The sequence below is a fragment of the Paraburkholderia heleia NBRC 101817 genome (genome assembly GCF_000739775.1).
Classification (GTDB): domain Bacteria; phylum Pseudomonadota; class Gammaproteobacteria; order Burkholderiales; family Burkholderiaceae; genus Paraburkholderia; species Paraburkholderia heleia.
On sequence record NZ_BBJH01000021.1, the window covers coordinates 59,008 to 77,891 of the forward strand.

The 18,884-nt window shown below is 66.9% G+C and carries 14 protein-coding genes and 1 pseudogene; 5 read left to right on the top strand and 10 right to left on the bottom strand.

The annotated features are described in order from the left end of the window. Both BHE01S_RS17960 and BHE01S_RS17965 read right to left on the bottom strand, forming a co-directional pair. Entirely contained in the window at nt 1-3,288 is a 3,288-nt protein-coding gene (locus tag BHE01S_RS17960) for an efflux RND transporter permease subunit (protein WP_042266263.1), read from the bottom strand. A gap of 15 nt (nt 3,289-3,303) precedes the next feature. Further along, a complete protein-coding gene (locus tag BHE01S_RS17965; RefSeq protein WP_042266266.1) occupies nt 3,304-4,578 on the bottom strand; it encodes an efflux RND transporter periplasmic adaptor subunit in 1,275 nt (424 codons plus the stop codon). 435 nt (nt 4,579-5,013) lie between these two features. On the opposite strand from BHE01S_RS17965, the gene BHE01S_RS17970 reads away from it, so the two are divergent. Further along, nucleotides 5,014-5,667, top strand: coding sequence for a TetR family transcriptional regulator (locus tag BHE01S_RS17970; protein ID WP_042266268.1), 654 nt, complete (start codon nt 5,014-5,016; stop codon nt 5,665-5,667). A gap of 67 nt (nt 5,668-5,734) precedes the next feature. On the opposite strand, the gene BHE01S_RS17975 is transcribed toward BHE01S_RS17970, so the two are convergent. Beyond that, nucleotides 5,735-6,370, bottom strand: coding sequence for a cysteine hydrolase family protein (locus tag BHE01S_RS17975; RefSeq protein ID WP_042266425.1), 636 nt, complete (start codon nt 6,368-6,370; stop codon nt 5,735-5,737). A gap of 120 nt (nt 6,371-6,490) precedes the next feature. On the opposite strand from BHE01S_RS17975, the pseudogene BHE01S_RS17980 reads away from it, so the two are divergent. Then, nucleotides 6,491-7,085: pseudogene (locus tag BHE01S_RS17980) on the top strand (helix-turn-helix domain-containing protein); the annotation flags it as partial. Between the two features lie 48 nt (nt 7,086-7,133). On the opposite strand, the gene BHE01S_RS17985 reads toward BHE01S_RS17980, so the two are convergent. The 6 genes from BHE01S_RS17985 to BHE01S_RS18010 form a co-directional block, all read right to left on the bottom strand. After that, a complete protein-coding gene (locus BHE01S_RS17985; protein ID WP_042266269.1) occupies nt 7,134-7,883 on the bottom strand; it encodes a CoxG family protein in 750 nt (249 codons plus the stop codon). 31 nt (nt 7,884-7,914) lie between these two features. Continuing rightward, nucleotides 7,915-8,280: a DUF427 domain-containing protein gene (locus BHE01S_RS17990; RefSeq protein ID WP_042266272.1), complete on the bottom strand. Its 366-nt coding sequence runs from the start codon at nt 8,278-8,280 to the stop codon at nt 7,915-7,917. 141 nt (nt 8,281-8,421) lie between these two features. Further along, on the bottom strand, nt 8,422-8,928 hold the full coding sequence (locus BHE01S_RS17995) for a hypothetical protein (protein ID WP_042266274.1): 507 nt from the start codon (nt 8,926-8,928) through the stop codon (nt 8,422-8,424). A gap of 197 nt (nt 8,929-9,125) precedes the next feature. Beyond that, entirely contained in the window at nt 9,126-10,631 is a 1,506-nt protein-coding gene (locus BHE01S_RS18000) for a DegQ family serine endoprotease (RefSeq protein ID WP_042266427.1), read from the bottom strand. A gap of 136 nt (nt 10,632-10,767) precedes the next feature. Next, nucleotides 10,768-12,069 carry an ATP-binding protein gene (locus tag BHE01S_RS18005; RefSeq protein ID WP_042266275.1) on the bottom strand — a complete coding sequence of 434 codons (1,302 nt, stop codon included), beginning with the start codon at nt 12,067-12,069 and terminating at the stop codon, nt 10,768-10,770. 39 nt (nt 12,070-12,108) lie between these two features. Then, complete coding sequence (locus BHE01S_RS18010) at nt 12,109-12,771, bottom strand: response regulator (protein ID WP_042266276.1); 663 nt, start codon at nt 12,769-12,771, stop codon at nt 12,109-12,111. 410 nt (nt 12,772-13,181) lie between these two features. Between BHE01S_RS18010 and dacB the strand changes: the two genes are divergently transcribed. From dacB to BHE01S_RS18025, 3 genes are all read left to right on the top strand, one after another. Beyond that, a complete protein-coding gene (gene dacB / locus BHE01S_RS18015) occupies nt 13,182-14,876 on the top strand; it encodes a D-alanyl-D-alanine carboxypeptidase/D-alanyl-D-alanine endopeptidase (RefSeq protein WP_084068966.1) in 1,695 nt (564 codons plus the stop codon). 352 nt (nt 14,877-15,228) lie between these two features. Then, the gene (locus tag BHE01S_RS18020) at nt 15,229-16,146 is read left to right on the top strand and encodes a sterol desaturase family protein (RefSeq protein WP_042266277.1); all 918 of its coding nucleotides are present in this window, start codon (nt 15,229-15,231) and stop codon (nt 16,144-16,146) included. A gap of 171 nt (nt 16,147-16,317) precedes the next feature. Then, complete coding sequence (locus tag BHE01S_RS18025) at nt 16,318-17,703, top strand: hypothetical protein (RefSeq protein WP_042266279.1); 1,386 nt, start codon at nt 16,318-16,320, stop codon at nt 17,701-17,703. Between the two features lie 110 nt (nt 17,704-17,813). Here BHE01S_RS18025 and BHE01S_RS18030 read toward each other — a convergent pair whose 3' ends face one another. Continuing rightward, nucleotides 17,814-18,860 carry an L-threonylcarbamoyladenylate synthase gene (locus tag BHE01S_RS18030; RefSeq protein ID WP_042266429.1) on the bottom strand — a complete coding sequence of 349 codons (1,047 nt, stop codon included), beginning with the start codon at nt 18,858-18,860 and terminating at the stop codon, nt 17,814-17,816. Nucleotides 18,861-18,884 lie beyond the last annotated feature (24 nt).

An 18,884-nucleotide genomic window follows, 5' to 3' on the forward strand; every position in this document is an offset into this window, starting at 1 on the left:
TCAATGTCCTTCCTTGCCCGGGCCGTCGCCGTTGCCGCCGCCGTTGCCACCTTCGCGACCACGGTCGTTGCCACCCGTGCCGCCCTGACCGCCGGCGCCGCCACCATTCGCGCCGTTGTCTTCGTCGTGGTCGTGTGCGTGGTGCTCTTCGTAGTGTGCAAGCGCCGTGTCCGCGTCTTCCTTCTCGCCCGCGAACTTCGCGCGAATCACCACGAAGAACATCGGGATCATGAAGATCGCGAGGAACGTGGCCGTGATCATCCCGCCGATCACGCCCGTGCCGATCGCGTGCTGCGAAGCCGAACCCGCACCGTTGCTGATCGCGAGCGGCAGCACGCCGAGAATGAACGCCATCGACGTCATGAGAATCGGCCGCAGACGCAGTCGCGATGCTTCGAGCGCCGCCTCGATCGGTCCCATCTTCCCTTCGGCCTGCAGCTCGCGCGCGAACTCCACGATCAGAATCGCGTTCTTCGCCGAGAGACCCACGGTGGTCAAGAGACCCACCTGGAAGAACACGTCGTTCTCGAGGCCGCGCAAGGTCACCGCCAGCAGCGCGCCGAGCACGCCGAGCGGCACCACCATGATGACCGCGAACGGAATCGACCAGCTTTCATACAGCGCCGCGAGACACAGGAACACGACGAGGATCGAGATGCCGTACAGGATCGGCGCCTGCGAACCCGACTGGCGTTCCTGGTAGGACAGGCCCGTCCATTCGTAGCCGATACCCGCGGGCAGCTTCGCCGCGATCTGCTCCATCGCCGTCATGGCCTGGCCGGTCGACTTGCCCTGGCCCGCCTGACCCTGGATTTCCACGGCCGAGATGCCGTTGTAGCGCTCGAGCTTCGGCGAACCGAAGGTCCAGCGGCCGCTCGCGACCGAGCCGAGCGGCGCCATCCCGCCCGCACTGTTGCGCACATACCAGTTGTTCAAGTCTTCCGGCGTCATGCGGAACGGTGCGTCACCCATCACGTACACCTTCTTGATACGGCCGTCCGTATCGAGGAAGTTGTTCACGTAGGCCGACGCCCAGGCGATCGAGAAGGTCTGGTCGACCGCGGCCGCCGTCACACCGAGCGCCTCGGCCTTTTCACGGTCGATGTCGATCGTGAACTGCGGCGTGTCGTTCAGGCCGTTCGGGCGCACGAGTGCGAGCGTCGGGTCCTTCGCAGCCATGCCGAGCAGCATGTTGCGCGCTTCCATCAGCTTCTCGTGACCGAGACCCGCGCGATCCTGCAGTTCGAAGTCGAAGCCCGACGCGGTGCCGAGTTCAGGAATCGAAGGCGGATTCACCGGGAACACCATCGCGTCCTTGTAACCCGCGTAGTGCATGAACATGCGCCGCACCAGCGCCTGGACCTTCTGGTCCGCGTGCTGACGCTGCTTGTAGTCCTTCATCCGCACGAACACGAGACCCGAGTTCTGGCCGCGGCCCGCGAAGCTGAAGCCGTTCACCGTGAACACCGACTCGACGATGCTGGCTTCGTCCTTGAGCAGCCAGTTCTGGATGTTGGCGAGCGTGCGCGCCGTCGTTTCCTGGGTCGAGCCCACGGGCGTCTGCACGATCACGAACATCGTGCCCTGGTCTTCATCGGGCAGGAACGACTTCGGCAGGCGCACGAACAGCATGCCCACCGCGACGATCACCACGAGATAGATGATGAGCCAGCGGCCCGAGCGCTTGATCACGTGGTACACGCCGCTGTGGTACTTGTCGCGGCTCGTCTCGAACGTGCGGTTGAACCAGCCGAAGAAGCCCTTCTTCTGCTCGTGATGGCCCTTCGGGATCGGCTTGAGGATGGTCGCGCACAACGCCGGCGTGAGAATCAACGCGACGAGCACGGACAGCACCATCGCCGCCACGATCGTGAGCGAGAACTGCCGGTAGATGGCGCCGACCGAGCCGCCCGAGAACGCCACCGGCACGAACACCGCGGAGAGCACGAGCGCCACGCCCACCAGTGCGCCGGTGATCTGGCCCATGGCCTTGCGCGTGGCTTCCTTCGGCCCCAACCCCTCTTCCACCATCACCCGCTCGACGTTCTCCACGACCACGATCGCGTCGTCCACCAGCAGGCCGATGGCGAGCACGAGGCCGAACATCGACAGCGTATTGATGGAGAAGCCCACCGCCGCCATGATCGCGAACGTACCGAGCAGCACCACCGGCACCGCGATCGTCGGAATCAACGTTGCGCGCAGGTTCTGCAGGAACAGGTACATCACGAGGAACACCAGCACGATGCCTTCCAGCAGCGTCTTGATCACTTCCTCGATCGACAGGCGCACGAACGGCGTCGTGTCGTACGGGTACTTCACGACGAGGCCGTGCGGGAAGTACTTCGAGAGGTCGTCGATCTTCTGGCGCACGAGCTTCGCCGTTTGCAGCGCGTTGGCGCCCGTCGCGAGCTGAATGCCGAGACCGGCCGTCGGCGCACCGTTGTACTTCGTGTCGAAGTTGTAGTTCTCGCCGCCCAGACCGATACGCGCCACATCCTTCAGGCGCACCTGCGAGCCGTCCTGGTTCACCTTCAGCAGGATGTTGCCGAACTGCTCAGGCGTTTGCAGCAGCGTCGATTCGGTGATGGTCGCCTGGAACGCCTGCCCCGCCACCGCCGGCGTGCCGCCCAGCTGGCCGCCCGCGATCTGCACGTTCTGCGCGGTGATCGCGGCTGTGACGTCGGTTGGCGTAAGCTGGAAGTTCGTGAGCTTGTGTGGATCGAGCCAGACGCGCATCGCGTACTGCGAGCCGAACAGCGTGACCGTACCCACGCCGTCGATACGGCTGATCGGGTCCTTCACGTTCGACGCCACGTAGTTCGCGAGGTCGTACTTGGTCATGCTGCCGTCTTCGGACACGAACGCGAGCACCAGCAGGAAGCTGCTGCTCGACTTCGTCACGCTGATACCGAGCTGCTGCACCACCTGCGGCAGGATCGGCGTGGCGAGCTGCAGCTTGTTCTGCACCTGCACCTGCGCGATGTCCGGGTTGGTGCCCGCGGCGAAGGTCAGCGTGATGGTGGCCGTGCCCGAGTCGTCGGAAGTCGACGAGATGTACAGCAAGTGGTCGAGACCGCTCATCTGCTGCTCGATCACCTGCGTGACCGTGTTTTCCACCGTCTTGGCCGACGCACCCGGATAGTTCGCGCTGATCTGGATGGAAGGCGGCGCGATGGTCGGATACTGCGCGACCGGCAGCGTGAACACCGAGGCCACGCCCGCCAGCATCAGGATGATGGCGATCACCCATGCAAAGATCGGGCGATCAATAAAGAACTTTGCCATGAAGCAGGCTCCCGGTTATTGCGCTGCGGAGGCGGCAGGCGCAGCCGAGGCACCGCCTTTGCCCGCTGCGGGACCCGACGCGGCGCTGGCAGCGTTCGCATAGCCCGAAGCGGTCGCCATGTCGGCCGAAGGCGCGCCCGGCGGCGGCGGCGGCGGCAGTTGCGCCGCGACAGGCTTGACCTGCGCACCCGGCTTGACCTTGTCGGTGCCTTGCACGATCACGCGGTCGCCGGCCTGCAGGCCGCTCTCCACGACCCAGTCCTGGCCCTGCGTGCCCGACGTGACGATCGGCGTCGGCACGACCTTGTCGTCCTTGCCGACGACGTACACCGAGGCCTGGCCCTTCTGGTCGTGCAGCACGCCCACCTGCGGCACGAGGAACGCGTTGTTGTTGATGCCTTCTTCGATGCGCGCGCGCACGAACATGCCCGGCAGCAGCACGCGGTCGGCGTTCGGGAAGAGCGCGCGCACCGTCACCGAGCCGGTGGTCTGATCGACCGTGACGTCGCTGAACTGGAGCTTGCCCTTCTGCGCGTACACGCGGCCGTCTTCGAGCACGAGCGAGACCTTCGCGGCATTCGGGCCGTTGGTCGACAGGCGGCCGTCCTGGATCGCGCGGCGCAGCTTCAGGCCGTCGAGGCTCGACTGCGTGACGTCGACATACATCGGGTCGAGCTGCTGAACCGTCGACATGAGCGTCGCGGCGCTCGCCTGCACATAGGCGCCCGGCGTGACCTGCGAGATGCCGACCTGGCCCGTGACCGGCGAAACGACGTCGGTGTAGCCGAGGTTGATCTGCGCCGTATCGACGGCGGCCTTGCCGGAGGCGACGTCCGCCGCCGCCTGGCCTTGCGCGGAAACGGCGTTGTCGTAGTCCTGCTTGCTGACGGCGTTGGCCTGCACCAGAACCTTGTAGCGCGAAACCAGCGCGTTCTGCGTGACGAGGTTGGCCTGCGCCTTGGCGAGCGTGGCCTTGGCGGTGTTGAGCGCGGCGATATACGGCGCGGGATCGATCTTGTAGAGCCGCTGACCGGCCTTCACGATCGCGCCTTCCGTGAACTCGCGGCGCAGGACGATGCCGTCCACCCGGGCGCGCACCTGCGCGACGAGATAGGCACTGGTACGGCCGGGAAGCTCGGAGACGACCGGCACGGCGGTCGGCTGGACGGTAACGATACCCACTTCGGGGGCTTGCGGCGGCGGCGCCGACTGCTTTTGCCCGCAGGCTGCGAGCACGATGGCAGCCGTCGCGACACTGATTAGGCGGAATGGAACCCGTTCGACGCGCATGGAGCGACCTCTGTCTATAACTGACAATAAAAGCGTGCGGCGTCCTGCAACGAGGAGGACGACCACGCACGCCAGCATCTGGCAAATACCTGACGGATAAACCCGGTACTTCTTCTAGAAAGGCGCGTTCCGGTCTGCACATCCGTCCGGGCGATACTGCCGCGCGCCGCCGCGAGGGGCGTCGTGCATTGGGGTTTCTACGACCACTTGGCCAAGGACGGATATTAACCGGACATCACCACTTGAGGCACCCAGGTGGTGGGGTGCTATTATAGATACATTCGCGAACGAATGTAAAAGGACGTTACGTAACCGTTGGTGGGTACTTCAGGGGCGATCCACGCATCCTCTCTATATTACAAATCAATACATTACGGTTCTCACCCCAAATACATTTATTCCCCCTAACCCGCTGCAACGCACTCACTTTACAAAATGGTCCGCCGAACGAAAGAGGAAGCGCTGGAGACGCGCAACCGGATCCTCGACGCCGCCGAACACGTCTTTTACGAGAAGGGCGTGTCGCGCACTTCGCTGGCCCAGATCGCCCAGGCCGCGGGCGTGACGCGCGGCGCGATTTACTGGCATTTCGAGAACAAGGGCGACCTGTTCACGGCCATGTTCGACCGCGTGGTGCTGCCGCTCGACGAACTGAAGGTGGCATCGACGGATCCCGGCGAGCCCGACCCGCTCGGTCGCATGCGCGATCTTTGCATTCTGTGTCTGCGCAATACGGCAACCGACGTGCGCCGCCGCCGCGTGTTCGAGATCCTGTTCCTGAAGTGCGAGTTCGTCGAGGAGATGGGTCCCGTGATGGCGCGCCATCAGACCGATATGCGCGAAGGTCTCGCGAGCATCGAGCAGGGTTTGCGCAATGCGATATCGAAGGGCCAGTTGCCCGCCGACCTCGACCCCAAGCGCGCTTCGCGCGTGCTCCATTCGTTCATAGGCGGCGCGCTGCGCGACATGGCGATCCTGCCGGACGTGTTCGACGTGGCGAGCAACGCCGAACGGCACGTCGACGCGATGCTCGACGCGCTGCGCTTCAGCCCGTCGCTGCGCGTTGACGCGAGCGAGTCGGACGCCTGACTACTGCGGCGCGCATCCCGGACCGATCGAGGCGGCCCGCTGACGAGGCCGCCATTTTCTTGACCGTTCAGGCCGGCACGCGGCTCGCGCGGGCCCGTTGATTCGACGCGTGGATATTGTCGCGCGCGAGCGGCACGCCCTTTTCGACGGCGGCAAGCCAGGCATCCGTGCTCACGACCGCGGCGAAGCGCGTGTGCATCACCGCGCTGAACACGCGGTGAATCTCCTCGGCGCTAGCCGTTCCCGCCTCGTTTGCATACGGCACCGAACCAGTCGCATCGGCCAGAAGCTCCACGGCAAGACCCGCGTGGGTCGCCTCGAACACCGTCGAGGCGTCGCAGTTGTGCGTCATGTAGCCGACCACCGTGAGCGTGTCGATGCCGCGACCGGCCAGCCAGGCTTTGAGATCGGTGCCCGCGAAGGCGCTCGGCAGCGATTTTTCGACGTAGTGATCGCGCTCGCGCGTGGCCACGGCCGGATGCAGTTCGGCGCCCACGCTGCCGCGCGCGAACAATGGCGAGTCCGCCGGGGCGAAGTTCTGCACCACCACGACCGGCACGCCGGCCGCGCGCGCGGCGTCCATCGCGCGGCCGATATTGGCGAGCGAGGTCTCGATGGGGGGGTATTCGATCGGCAGATCGCCGCCGACATATTCGTTCTGCACGTCGATCACGACGAGCGCCCGGCGCGGATTCGCGGACATGGCCATGCCTCCTGGGGTTGAAAGGAACCGACCGGTCCGAAGACGCGAAGTCGATGGCGGGATTGTGGCGCCGCGTGCACCGGCGCGACAGTGGCCCGGATGACAACTTTCGCTAGAATCGGCCGCCCGGGCACCACGCACTGGGCCGCCGCGGACGTCTTCGCGCAGTGCTTTCCGGCCGTGCGCTTCGATCCCGGCGTGCTCTACATCGACGACGGCGACCTGCTCACCTCGGCGGGCACGGCGGCGGGACTCGACTGCTGCCTGCATCTCATGCGGCGCCTGTGCGGCTCGGGTGCCGCGAACTACGTGGCGCGGCGGCTCGTCGTGCCGCCTCACCGCCAGGGCAATCAGGCCCAGTACGTGCAGCAGCCGCTCGCGGCGGCCGGGCGCGGCGAGCGGCTGCCGGGTCTGCTCGACTGGATGCGCGCCCACCTCGACGCGCCCCACACGCTCGACTCGCTCGCGCAGCGCGCTCTGATGAGCGGCGTACCTTCACGCGCCAGTTCCGCTTGACGACAGGAACGACGGTGGGCGCGCGGCTGCTCGGCGAGCGCCTCGCCCGTGCGCAGCAGCTGCTCGAAAGCACCGATCAGCCGATCGACGCGATCGCCCAGCGCGCGGGCTTCGGCTCGGCCGCGTCGCTGCGCCAGCATTTCGTGGAGGTATTCAGGATTCGCCGTCGGCCTGGCGGCGGGAGTTTCGAGGGGCGTGAGCGGTTCGATGAACAGTTCGGCGGGCGGCACGCCGCCCTCCGCCAAAGTCAGGTCGCGGTAAACCAGCGCGCCGCATACAGAAGCAGCGCGACGAAAAAAATCATCGCGGCCCACGCCCAATACGGCATGGCATGCGGCGGCGGCTCGTGATTCAGCGTGCTTGCGGCGCGGCCCGAAAGCGTGCCGCCCGCATGGTGCTGCGGCAGGATATGCGCGCGCCGGGCAAGACCGGCGAGGTTGATCGGCCGCAGGAACACATGCTGCCGGCGCGGCTGCTCGCCCGCCACGCGGTTCGGCGCCTGGCCATGCTTGACCGCAACCACGGCGCAGAACTCCGTGAAAAAGTCGTCGGCGAGTTCGTGCAGGGCGTTCTCGATCTGGCGTGCAGGCAGCTCGGAAAGCGGTCCCGTGAGCGTGGCCCACACCGAGTAGTCGATCCGCGTGTCCACGTCCTTGCCCGTACCCGGCTCCTTCGTCGTAGCGCGCTCTTCCGGGCGCAGCGCGACGTCGATCTGGCCGCGCAGCGAGCCGATGCCGTCCGCGCGGGCGCGAAAGCTCAGCACACGCCGGGGCGTGAGCGGCACCTGCGCCGTGTCGTTGGCAATGTGAGCGCGTACCTCGTAGCGGGCGCGCAGCGGCCCGAGCGGCACCGTGAGCGTGATCGCGTATTCGCCGGGGCCGAGCCGCCTGAACGACTCGCAATGCTCCATGCTCGCCCGCACGAGCGCCACGTCCTGCAGCGCCGTCCAGACGGCGGCCGGTTCGAGCGGAATTCTCAACGCGTCGTTCAGTTCCATGGCGGCTCCCCTTTGCAAGCTACCGGGCCTTTCAGGAGGTCTGGTCGATCCGGTCCACGCGAGTCGCGTGGAAAGCCAGATACCCCTCGATGCCGCGTGCGTCATCGAGCGGCGCTTCGTAGCTCCAGGCCGCGTCGTCGACGCGCCCGTCTTCGGTACGCAAATGGAAATACGTCGCCTCCCCCTTGAACGGGCAATGCGAGGTCTGTCCGGAGCGTTCGAGCCGCGCCATGTTCACGTCGGCGCGCGGAAAGTAGAAGACGTCGGGGTAGCCGGTTTCGCAAAGGGTGACGGCGCGCAGCGTATCGGCAATGGTGATGCCGCCATGAATCACGCGTACGCGGTGACGGTTCGCGACGAGTTCGATGCGATGGTCCGCATCCGGTTCGACCGCCATGTTCGGCTCCCCTGTTGGTCGGCGGCGCCTGCGGCGCCCTGCCTCGGCTTTATTATCGGCCAAACTCGGCCAGGCTGCGTGAATCTTATGCGCGGCGCGCGTGCGCCAGCGCCCAAACGCGGCCTGGCCCGGCGAAGCGCCTTACCAGATGAACGCCGCCCGCGCGCTGCCGTTCGAGCCCACCGTCACGGTGCTCGTCTTGTCAACGCCCGCATGGCTCACGTGCACGCTGTAGCGGCCCGGACGCACCCTGACGAGCATATAGGGCCCGCGTGAAGTCGTATCGAGCACGTTTGCGCCGTGCGAGTCGGTGATCTGCACGCGCACGTCCGCGACGTACTCGCCGCCGCGCTGGGTAAAGCGCAGCGCAAGCGGCCACTCCCGCTCCGCGCTGAGCAGCGCCTTCGATTCGTCGAGGCCCACGCCGCCGGAGACGAACGACACGTCGCCCTGCTGCTGGACTTGCGGCATGCCGCCGCCATTGGTGTTGCCGGCGCTCGTATTGTCGGTGGTCGTGCCGCCGACAGTGCCGGAGGCTTCGGTCTGCTGCGCCGCTGCGCCGCCCGCATGGCCGAGAGCGAGCGTGGCCGCGAGGATCGTCGCGTAAGCGGTCGCATGGACGGGGCGCGAGTTATGCAAACTCTTCATCGATCGCTCCTTTCAGTTAGTCAGATCCCATGCTTCAGCAAGGGATATGCCCGATCCGCGCGCAGAAGATTTGTGCACCGCCCAAAAAACCGCTGCCGCCGGGGCCAAAGGCCAACGGCGGCAGCACAGGTACAACGTGATGAAACCTGCTCTCGCCGCGAATCCGGCGCACGGAGCCGGATTCGCGACAGCAGGGATCAGCCGAGATCGACGGGCACAAAAATTTGTGCGTCGTCTCGCTGGATCAGGAGCGCGATGCTGTTGCCAGCCTTCGAAACCATTTGCTTGAGCTGATCGGCGCTCGTCACCGGGCGGCCGTTCACGGCGAGAATCACGTCGCCGGGCTGGACACCCGCATTCTCGGCCGCGCCACCCGACTGCTCGACGAGCAGACCGTGGTCGAGCGAGCCGTTGCTCTTCTCTTCCGGCGTGAGCGGGCGCACCGCGACACCAAGGCGCCCTTGCATCTGCGCCTGCGGTGCGTCGTTCGAGGCCACCTTTGCGTCGCCGAGCGTGCCGATGGTCGCGGTGAGGTCCTTCGTGCTCTTGTCGCGCCACACCTGAACATCGGCCTTCGTGCCCGGCTTCATGCCCGCGATGAGCGAAGGCAGATCGGACGAATCGTCCACGGCCTGGCCGTTCACGGACAGGATCACGTCGCCGGGCTTCAACCCCGCCTTTGCAGCCGGACCGCTCGCGTCCACCGAACTCACCAGCGCGCCGCGCGGCTTGTCCATGCCGAACGAGTTGGCGAGCGTCTGGTTCATCGATTGCACCGCGACGCCGAGACGCCCACGGCTCACATGGCCGGTCTTGACGAGTTCGTCCTTGACCTTGATTGCCTCATTGATCGGGATGGCGAACGAAAGCCCCTGGAAGCCGCCCGTTTGCGAGTAGATCATCGAGTTGATGCCGATGACTTCGCCCTGCAGATTAAAGAGCGGGCCGCCCGAATTGCCGGGATTGACCGGTACGTCGGTCTGGATGAACGGCGTGTAGTTTTCGTCCGGCAGCGAACGCGATTTCGCGCTGATGATGCCCGAGGTCACCGTGTTGTCGAAGCCGTACGGCGAACCGATCGCTACTACCCACTGGCCGACCTTGCTCTGACGCGGGTCGCCGATCTTCACGGTCGGCAGATCCTTCGCGTCGATCTTGAGCACGGCGACGTCCGACTGCTTGTCCGCGCCGACGACCTTCGCCTTGTATTCGCGCTTGTCGGTCAGCTTCACCGTCACGACGTTGGCGCCGTCCACGACGTGCGCGTTCGTGAGAATGTAGCCGTCCGGGCTGATGATGAAGCCCGAGCCGAGGCTCGCGCTCGGCTGGTCCGCCTGCGGACCATTGTCGCCGCCGCCCATGCCGGGCACGCCGCCATAGAAGTGCTTGAAGAACTGGTAGAACGGATCGCTCGGATCGATCGGCAGTTGTTGCGGGCCGCTGCCGCCGCTGCGCAGCGCCGTCTGCTTCACGACGTGCTTGGCGCTGATGTTGACCACCGCGGGCCCGTAGGTTTCCACGAGACCCGAGAAGTCGGGAATGCCGGTCTTGGCCGCGGCTTCGGCGGGCATCATCGCGGCGGCCTGCGCCTGCGAAATGACCTGCGGAGCAGGCAGATCGCGGTGCCCTGCTACGTAGCCCGCCGACAATGCGACGATCACGGCGGCTGCCACGGCACTGCGGGAAAGCACTTTGGTATTCATTGCGGACTCCTTGCGCGGGGGACTCATCTCGACGTACCGAAGAGTAAGCCGTGTCGCTTAAAGGAGTCTTAAGTACGCAGAAATCGCAATAATCGCGCAAACGCCCGCGCGGCGGGCATTTGCGGGCGATGGAAGGTCACAGCTGCACGTCTACGAGCAGGCCGCCGGCGGGCGAATCGCCGAGTGTGATGGTCGCGTCATGCTGATCCGCGATTCGCCGCACGATAGCGAGCCCGAGGCCCGTGCCGGCGATATCGGTGCGCGCGCGATTCGCGCCCGCACCTACGCGATAAAAGCGATCGAACACGCGCGCGCGCTCGTCCTCCGGGATGCCCGGCCCGCTGTCCGCGATGCGCACGCGCGGACGCCCATCGACGAGGGCGAGGCTCACGTCCACACGCCCGCCCGCGGGCGTGTATTTGGTCGCGTTGTCGAGCAGGTTGTTGAACATGACGCGCAATGCATCGGCGTCGCCGAACACGCTCGCCGCCGTGCTTTCCTCGATGCCGAGATCGACGCCGCGCTGCTGCGCGAGCGGCGCATAGTTGAGCACGCAATCATCGAGCAGTGCATGCAGATCGATGTTCTGCGCGCGCGCATGACCGTCGGGCTCGGAACGCGCGAGTGCGAGCAGTTGCTCGGCCAGCCGCGTGGCGCGCGTCACGCCCGCCTGCAGATCGGCGAGCGCTTCGCGGCGCGTTTCGTCATCCTTTGCGCGCGCAACGAGTTGCGCCTGGATCTGCACGGCTGCCAGCGGCGTGCGCAACTCATGCGCGGCATCGGCGACGAAGGCCTTTTGCGTGTCGATGGCCTGCGCGAGGCGCTCGAGCAGCGCGTTCAACGCATGCACGAGCGGCGTGACTTCGCGCGGCAGACGCTCTTCGGGCAGCGGGTCGAGCGCTTCGGGATGACGCGTATCGAGCGCGCGCGCGACGCGCGAAAGCGGCCTGAGCCCGCGCCCCACCATGATCCAGACCGCGATGCCGAGAAACGGCAGCACCACGATGAGCGGCCAGAGCGTGCGCAGCGCGACGTTCGCGGCGAGCCGGTTGCGCACCGAAACGGGCTGCGCGAGCTGCACGACATTGTCGCCGACGATCGCGCCATACACGCGCCAGTCGCCGCGATCGGTGCGCTCCGTCGAAAAGCCGAGTTCGGCGCGCGGCGCGAGCGGCGCACGCGGATGCGAGTAGTACATGAGCACGCCGTTGCGATTCCAGATCTGCAGCACGATGCCTTCGTCGCCCGTGTCGCGCGAACTGAGGATCTCGTTGAATGGCTCGGAGGGCAGCGCCTCGGCGATTTCCTGCAACTGGTAGTCGAACAGCTCGTTGGCTTCGGCGAGCGCCTGGCGATAGATCAGCCAGCCCGCGAGCCCCACGCCCGCGACCACGATCGCGAGCAGCCAGAACAGCAGTTGTCGTCGGATGGAACTCATCGGCTAAAGGGGTCTCCTGCGCACTTCATGTGCGGCGTCTCATGCGTCTTTGGCGATCATGTAGCCGAGGCCGCGCACGTTGCGGATCAGATCGGCCCCGAGCTTCTTGCGCAACGCGTGAATATAGACCTCGACCGTATTGCTGCCGATCTCTTCGCCCCAGCCGTACATCTTCTCTTCGAGCTGGGTTTTCGAGAGCACGGCGCCCGGACGCGCGAGCAGCGCTTCGAGCAGCGCGAATTCGCGCGCCGAGAGCGCAACGGGCGAACCGTCCTGGGTGACCTGGTGCGAAGCCGGATCGAGCGTGATCGAGCCGTGGCGGATGGTCGAATCGCTGCGGCCCGCCTGGCGGCGGATCAGCGCGCGCATGCGGGCGCCCAGTTCGTCGAGATCGAAGGGCTTGATGAGGTAGTCGTCCGCGCCGGCGTCGAGCCCCTTCACGCGGTCGGCCACGGCGTCGCGCGCGGTGAGGATCAGCACGGGCAGCGCCGCGCCACGCGCGCGCAGTGTGCGCAGCACGTCGAGACCGTCGCGTCGCGGCAATCCGAGATCGAGCAGCATGAGATCGTAAGAATCCGCGCTCGCGGCCGAAAGGGCGGCTTCGCCGTCTTCGACCCAGTCGACCGCGAAGCCTTCGCCGCGCAGGGCCTTGCGCACGCCCTCGGCGATCATGCGGTCATCTTCGACTAGCAGTATGCGCATCGTAATGTTGGCCGGGCGGCGCCTCGGCGCCGCGCTGCGTGAATGGATGACAATGCGAGCATTCTAGCGCCTGAACAGGGGCGCCGCGCCGCTGCGGCGTGCAGCCGGTCGCGATGCGCCGGCGGGCGGTGTTTGCATCACGCCACGCAATATGCAACGTTTTCTTGCAGCAATGGGCGCATGCGGCGCGAGGTCTTTACAATGTGCGCTTTTGCGGCGCAAGACTCGTGATCCGGCCGCGATGCGCGCGTGCAGGCCTGGGCCGTACATCCAGGCGAGCGCATCACGCGCGCACCACGAATCCCACGCTGCCCTGATTTTCGCGCCCGCGCGCAGCACCGGCGAGTCTCCGCTTGCCGTGCGCCGCGCCCGGCCCAAGTACCGCCCCTGCACTCGCCCGAACGCTTTTCATGCCGCCCGCTTCGCTGTCCCGCCTACGCTCTTTGTTCAGACTGCCTGCCGCGCGCACCGCCCGCACGCACCTCGCCGCCGCCACACCGCGCATGCCTCGACCGCTCGCCCTCGCCCTGGCCTGTGCCACGCTCGCCGCGAGCGTGGCCGCCGTGCCCGCCGCGTACGCGCAGCCCGCAGGCGCGCGCATTCCCACGGTCAACGTGACCACCGTGCTGCCGCCCACCGTGATGGCGGGCCTCGAGCGCGCGCACGTGCCGCTCTCGTCGGTCAGCGTGGTGATCGAAAAGGTCGGCGACCGCCAGCCCAGCGTCGCAGTGAATGCCGGCCAGCCGATGATGCCCGCCTCGACGATGAAACTCGTCACGACGTGGAGCGGCCTCGCCATGCTCGGTCCCGACTATCGCTGGAAAACGAGCGCCTATACCGACGGCGAAGTCGATGCGGGCGGCACGCTGCACGGCAATCTCTACATCAAGGGCACGGGCGACCCGAAGCTCGTGCCCGAAGAGCTGATCGACCTCGTGCAGAAGATTCGCGCGGCGGGCGTCGCGCGCATCGACGGCGCACTCGTGCTCGACAAGAGCGAGTTCGATCCGTCCACGCGCGACCTGCCCTCGTTCGACGGCGACGACAGCGCGCCCTACAACGTCGGGCCCGATCCGCTGATGTACGCGTTCAAGTCGGTCTCGTTCACGTTCTCGCCCTCCCGCGAGGGAGTGTCGATCGACGTGGTGCCGCCCGTTGCGCAGTGGCAGATCGACAACCAGGTCCGCGAGCGCGCCGGCGCGTGCGGCGGCATGCTGCCGAGCCCGCAGGTTTCGCCCGGCGGCAACGGCGTCGTCACGGCGAGCTTCGCGGGCAGTTACGCCATGCGCTGCGGCGAGCGCACGCTCAACATGGCCGCGCCCGTAGACCACAGCACGTTCTTCGCGGACGGCTTCCTTGCGCTTTGGCAACAAACCGGACAGCAAACGGGCGGCAGCCTCTTCGCCACGCCGGCCGGCGCGGTGCGCGAAGGGGTCGTGCCGCCGCGCGCGCGTCTTCTCGCCGTGCACCAGAGCCCGCCGCTCGCGGACGTCGTGCACGACATCAACAAGTTCAGCAACAACGTGATGGCGCGCAACCTGTTCCTCACGCTCGGCGCCGTCGAGGGCAGACCGCCCGCGACGACGGCCAAGGCCGCCACGGCCGTCAATGCGTTCCTGCGGCGCAGCGGCCTGAACATGCCCGAACTCGTGCTCGACAACGGTTGCGGCCTCTCGCGCGAAGAGCACATCAGCGCGCTCTCGCTCGCCAACCTGCTGCAGAACGCGAACGCGAGTCCTGTCGCCCAGGTGTTCATCGACTCGCTGCCGATCGTCGGCGTGGACGGCACGATGCGCAACCGCCTCACCAACGCGGGCGTGGAAGGCAACGCGCATATCAAGACGGGCACGCTGCGCGACGTGCGCGCCATCGCCGGTTACGTGGCGGCCGAGAACGGCGAGAGCTGGATCGTGGTGAGCCTCATCAACGACCCGCACGCCGAGGCCGCACGCGCCGCGCACGACGCACTGCTCGAATGGGTCTACAAGGGCATGCCCGAAGAAAAGCCCGTGTACGTCGAGCCGCATCCGAAGCGCGCGGCAAAGGCGTCGAAGTTCGCGAAGGCCACGCACAAGGCGCCGCCCCGGCAACGCGGCGCGCATTGATCGCGCATTGACCACGCGCTGAGCGCACGCCGATTGCACACGGCGAACACGCTGTGTGCATGTCGGGCGGGCGCCGCGGACCTGTCCCCGTCCATCTCGCCCGAGCCTGCCGCCGCGCGCCCGGCTCGAAGTTTTCCTCTAGCAAAGCGCCGCCCGTCCTGGGCGCGGGGCGTGTACCCTGACGGGCAAAGGCCGAAGGCGCGTCATAAAAATCTGTCATACGCGCACGGCAATCGAGCCGCGCGCGCGTACGAACGCATAAGAACGCGCATCAACGCGGCCGACAAGACATGAGACGACAATCGCCGCGCTGCCCGCCAGCGCCGCCCACGGGACAAGGAGGGAGACGTTCGTGCAGTTCGATGCGCAATGGCTGCTGCTCGCCCTCGCTCCCGTGTTTCTCGCCTGCATCGGCTGGGAGGCGTGGCATCTCTCCCGCACGCGGCCGCTCGCTGCATCGAACGACGTCCCCGACAGCGCCCGCTACGCCTGGCCCGATACGCTGTGCAACGCCGCGCTCGCGCTCATGCACCAGGGCGCCGACAAGCTTGCGTGGCTCGTCGCGGTGCCCGTCTATGCCTATGTCTACCGGCACTTCCGGCTCGTTTCGTGGCAGCCGGGGCTCGCCGCGTGGTGCGCACTCTTTATCGCGCAGGACCTGCTCTACTACGTGTTTCACCGCGCGAGCCATCGCGTGCGCTGGCTCTGGGCCGCGCACGTCGTCCACCATTCGTCGGAGCGCCTGAACCTTTCCACGGCGTTTCGCCAGAGCCTCATGTATCCCGTGGCGGGCATGTGGGTGTTCTGGATTCCGCTCGCCATGCTCGGCTTCGCGCCGGAGCAGATCGTCGCGATCGTGCTCGTCAATCTCGCGTTCCAGTTCTTCGTGCATACCCAGGCAATAGGCAAGCTCGGCTGGCTCGAATACGTGTTCAACACGCCGTCGATGCATCGCGTCCATCACGCACGCAACGCACGCTATATCGATCGCAATTACGCCGGTGTGCTCGCGGTCTGGGACCGCCTGTTCGGCAGCTATGCCGAGGAAGACGCGCGCGACGCGCCCGACTACGGCATCGTCAAGCCGCTTGCATCGTGCAATCCGCTCAAGGCGACATTTCATGAATGGCTCGCGATGGCGCGGGATTTCGCGCGCATGCCCGACTCCCGCTCGCGTCTCGCCGCGCTGTTCGCGCCGCCCGATTGGTGCGAGCGCTACTACGTGCCGGAAAACAACACCGAGGGTGAGTTCGGGTCGCGCGATCGCTGAGAGATTGCGTAGTCTGTCGGCCTTGGCCCTGGGGCAGCAGCATGCAAGGGGGTGCATGCCAGGCCGGCGATAGAGAACAACATCGACAACGGATGCTCGTGCCGCGAGCACCCATTGCATGAGTAGGCAAGCATGGCTTCAAAGGCCACACACAGAGGAGATGAAGTGAACATGAAGCACCAAGGACCGAGACACCGTACGCTCTTGCGCGCCACCCAGATCGCTGCCGCGAGCGCCGCCTTTGCGCTGCTCGCCGCCTGCGGCGGCGGCAGCGGCGGGGGGAGCAACAACGCGAGCACGCCGCCGCCGTCGGGCGTCAACATGCAGGTGGTGGCGTTCGGCACGAGCCTGACCGACGCGGGCACGTATTCGGAGCAGATCCTGCCGGGCTTCGGCGGCGGGCGCTTCACGACCAACCCGGGCGAAGTCTGGGCGCAGCATGTGTCCGAGTACTTCGGCAACACGCTGTCGCCGGCCTTCGAAGGCGGCTTCGGTCTGCCGCTCACGGCAATGGGCGGGCTCGACTACGCGCAGGGCGGCGCGCTGGTGACGGGCGGCGGCGTTGCGAATACCAGCGCCGTGATTGCCGCCGCGAGCGAGCAGCCGGTCACGTGGCAGCTCCAGCAGTATCTGGCGCAGCACGGCAGCTTCAACTCGAATCAGCTCGTGCTCGTGGAAGGCGGCGCGAATGAAATCCTGAACCTGCTGGACGTGCCCGCGGACGGCAGTCCGACGAACCTGGCGTTGTTCGGCGCGGCACTCGTCGCAAACAACTTCTCGGCCGCTGTCACCGCGAACGGCCCCAGCGCCGTTGCGACCCTGATGGCGGAAGGCTTCACGCAGGCCCAGGCCACGGCGCTCGCGCCGGCGGCCGTGGCGCTTGGCCTCTATAAGGCGAATCCGGCCGCCTTCTCGTCGATCGCCTCGGTCATCACGGCGGCGGGCACGCTGGGCGCGCTCGTCCACGCGGATATCGTCCCCGGCAATCCGAAGATCGCTCTCGTCACGGTACCCGACATCGGCAAGACGCCGGCAGCCCTGAAGGCCGACGCAGCCGTCGGCGCGACGCCCGGCTCCGCGACCTCGGCCGACCAGGCGCTCTCGCTCATTTCGGCGATGTACAACCTGACGCTGATCCAGGCGAGCGCAGCCGACGTGCAGGCGAAGAAGGTCGTGCTGGTCGATACGTTCTCGTGGCTCGACCAGTCGATCGCGAACGCGGCAAGCCTCGGCTTCACCGTGACCAACACGGGTACAGCCTGCAACCTCACGGCCATGACGAACAGCGCGACCAACTACGCGCTCGCCAACCCGCAGGCAACGCTCGGGTTGAACCCCGCCACGACGCCGCAAGCCACCATCAACGCGTATGCCGCGGCCTACGGTCAAAGCTTCGGCAGCTCGCTGTTCTGCTCGCCGCAAACGCTGACGACGGCCAACGCGCCCACGACCTACATGTTCGCGGACCTCGTGCACCCGACCACGGCGCTGCACTCGCAATTCGCGACGTACGTCGAAACGCAGCTCGCTGCTGCGGGCATCGGCAAGGCGCCCTGATCGCTGATACGCGTCGCTTGCACCGGAGCTTCCGGTGCACGAAACAACACCCCGTGCGCCGCAAGGCACGCGGGGTGTTTCTTATCGAACACGGGAAAGCGTACCAAGCCCTACTGCTGCGCCTCGAACGCCGCCGCGGCCCGGCCCAGCCGGTCGTTGACCGCGATCCACTCGATCGTCCCCGGCAGCTTCTCGATGAGAATGCGCGAGACATTCGCGCGATCGAGCGCGCGCAGCAAGCCATATAGCTCACGCGCATAGTCCTGCGGCTCTTCCGGCGCGGCGACGAAATGCACGCCCTGGGCCTGGGCCCAAACGCCGGCGCGTGAGGCACGCGCCACGAGCGCCACTGTTTCGCCCGCATCGCGCGCGGCGGCGAGCAGCGGCTCCAGCGCCTCGAACGGCAGCAGCGCGAGCGGCGTGCGCGGCGCGTAGTGCGCCTTGAGCGTACCCGAGGCGCGCGGCGCCGTGGCGTCCGAGCCGTCGGGCAAGCGCGGCGCCTCTCCCAGCACGCGCGCGATGTCGTGCGGCGTCACGTGGCCGGGCCGCAGCAACGCGGGAAATCCGCGCGAGAGGTCGAGAATCGTCGATTCGATACCCACGTCGCATGCGCCGCCGTCGAGCACATGCACTGCGGCGCCGAATTCGTCGCGCACGTGCTGCGCCGTGGTCGGGCTCACATGGCCGAAGCGGTTCGCCGACGGCGCCGCCACGCCGCCATGGCCGCCGCGACGCGCGGAAAACGCCGCGAGCAGCTTTTGCGCGACCGGATGCGACGGGCAGCGCAGTCCCACCGAATCCTGGCCGCCGCTCACGGCGTCGGGAATGCGTTCGTGGCGTTTCACGATCAGCGTGAGCGGACCCGGCCAAAACGCGTCGACGAGCTTTTGCGCCGCTTCCGGCCACGCTGCGGCCCAGTACTGCGGGTCGCCGCCGGGCGGCAAGTGCACGATCACCGGGTGATTCGCCGGCCGCCCTTTGGCCGCATAGATGCGCGCGACCGCCTCGGGGCTCGCCGCATCGCCGCCCAGACCGTAGACGGTCTCGGTCGGAAAGGCGACCAGTTCGCCCGCGTCGAGCAGCGCGGCGGCGTGCTCGATGTCGGCTGCGCTCACAGGCGGCGCGCCATCGTGCGGCGCATTCTGCTGATCGGACATGGCATGACTCAACTTCGGGCCCAA

Coding starts and splice junctions, on each gene's coding strand:
- BHE01S_RS17990 (WP_042266272.1), bottom strand. CDS start 8,280: ATGGCGGTCGAACCGGATGCGGACCATCGCATCGAACTCGTCGCGAAC.
- BHE01S_RS17995 (WP_042266274.1), bottom strand. CDS start 8,928: ATGAAGAGTTTGCATAACTCGCGCCCCGTCCATGCGACCGCTTACGCG.
- BHE01S_RS17960 (WP_042266263.1), bottom strand. CDS start 3,288: ATGGCAAAGTTCTTTATTGATCGCCCGATCTTTGCATGGGTGATCGCC.
- BHE01S_RS18000 (WP_042266427.1), bottom strand. CDS start 10,631: ATGAATACCAAAGTGCTTTCCCGCAGTGCCGTGGCAGCCGCCGTGATC.
- dacB (WP_084068966.1), top strand. CDS start 13,182: ATGCCGCCCGCTTCGCTGTCCCGCCTACGCTCTTTGTTCAGACTGCCT.
- BHE01S_RS17985 (WP_042266269.1), bottom strand. CDS start 7,883: ATGGAACTGAACGACGCGTTGAGAATTCCGCTCGAACCGGCCGCCGTC.
- BHE01S_RS17970 (WP_042266268.1), top strand. CDS start 5,014: ATGGTCCGCCGAACGAAAGAGGAAGCGCTGGAGACGCGCAACCGGATC.
- BHE01S_RS18005 (WP_042266275.1), bottom strand. CDS start 12,069: ATGAGTTCCATCCGACGACAACTGCTGTTCTGGCTGCTCGCGATCGTG.
- BHE01S_RS18010 (WP_042266276.1), bottom strand. CDS start 12,771: ATGCGCATACTGCTAGTCGAAGATGACCGCATGATCGCCGAGGGCGTG.
- BHE01S_RS17975 (WP_042266425.1), bottom strand. CDS start 6,370: ATGTCCGCGAATCCGCGCCGGGCGCTCGTCGTGATCGACGTGCAGAAC.
- BHE01S_RS17965 (WP_042266266.1), bottom strand. CDS start 4,578: ATGCGCGTCGAACGGGTTCCATTCCGCCTAATCAGTGTCGCGACGGCT.
- BHE01S_RS18030 (WP_042266429.1), bottom strand. CDS start 18,860: ATGTCCGATCAGCAGAATGCGCCGCACGATGGCGCGCCGCCTGTGAGC.
- BHE01S_RS18025 (WP_042266279.1), top strand. CDS start 16,318: ATGAAGCACCAAGGACCGAGACACCGTACGCTCTTGCGCGCCACCCAG.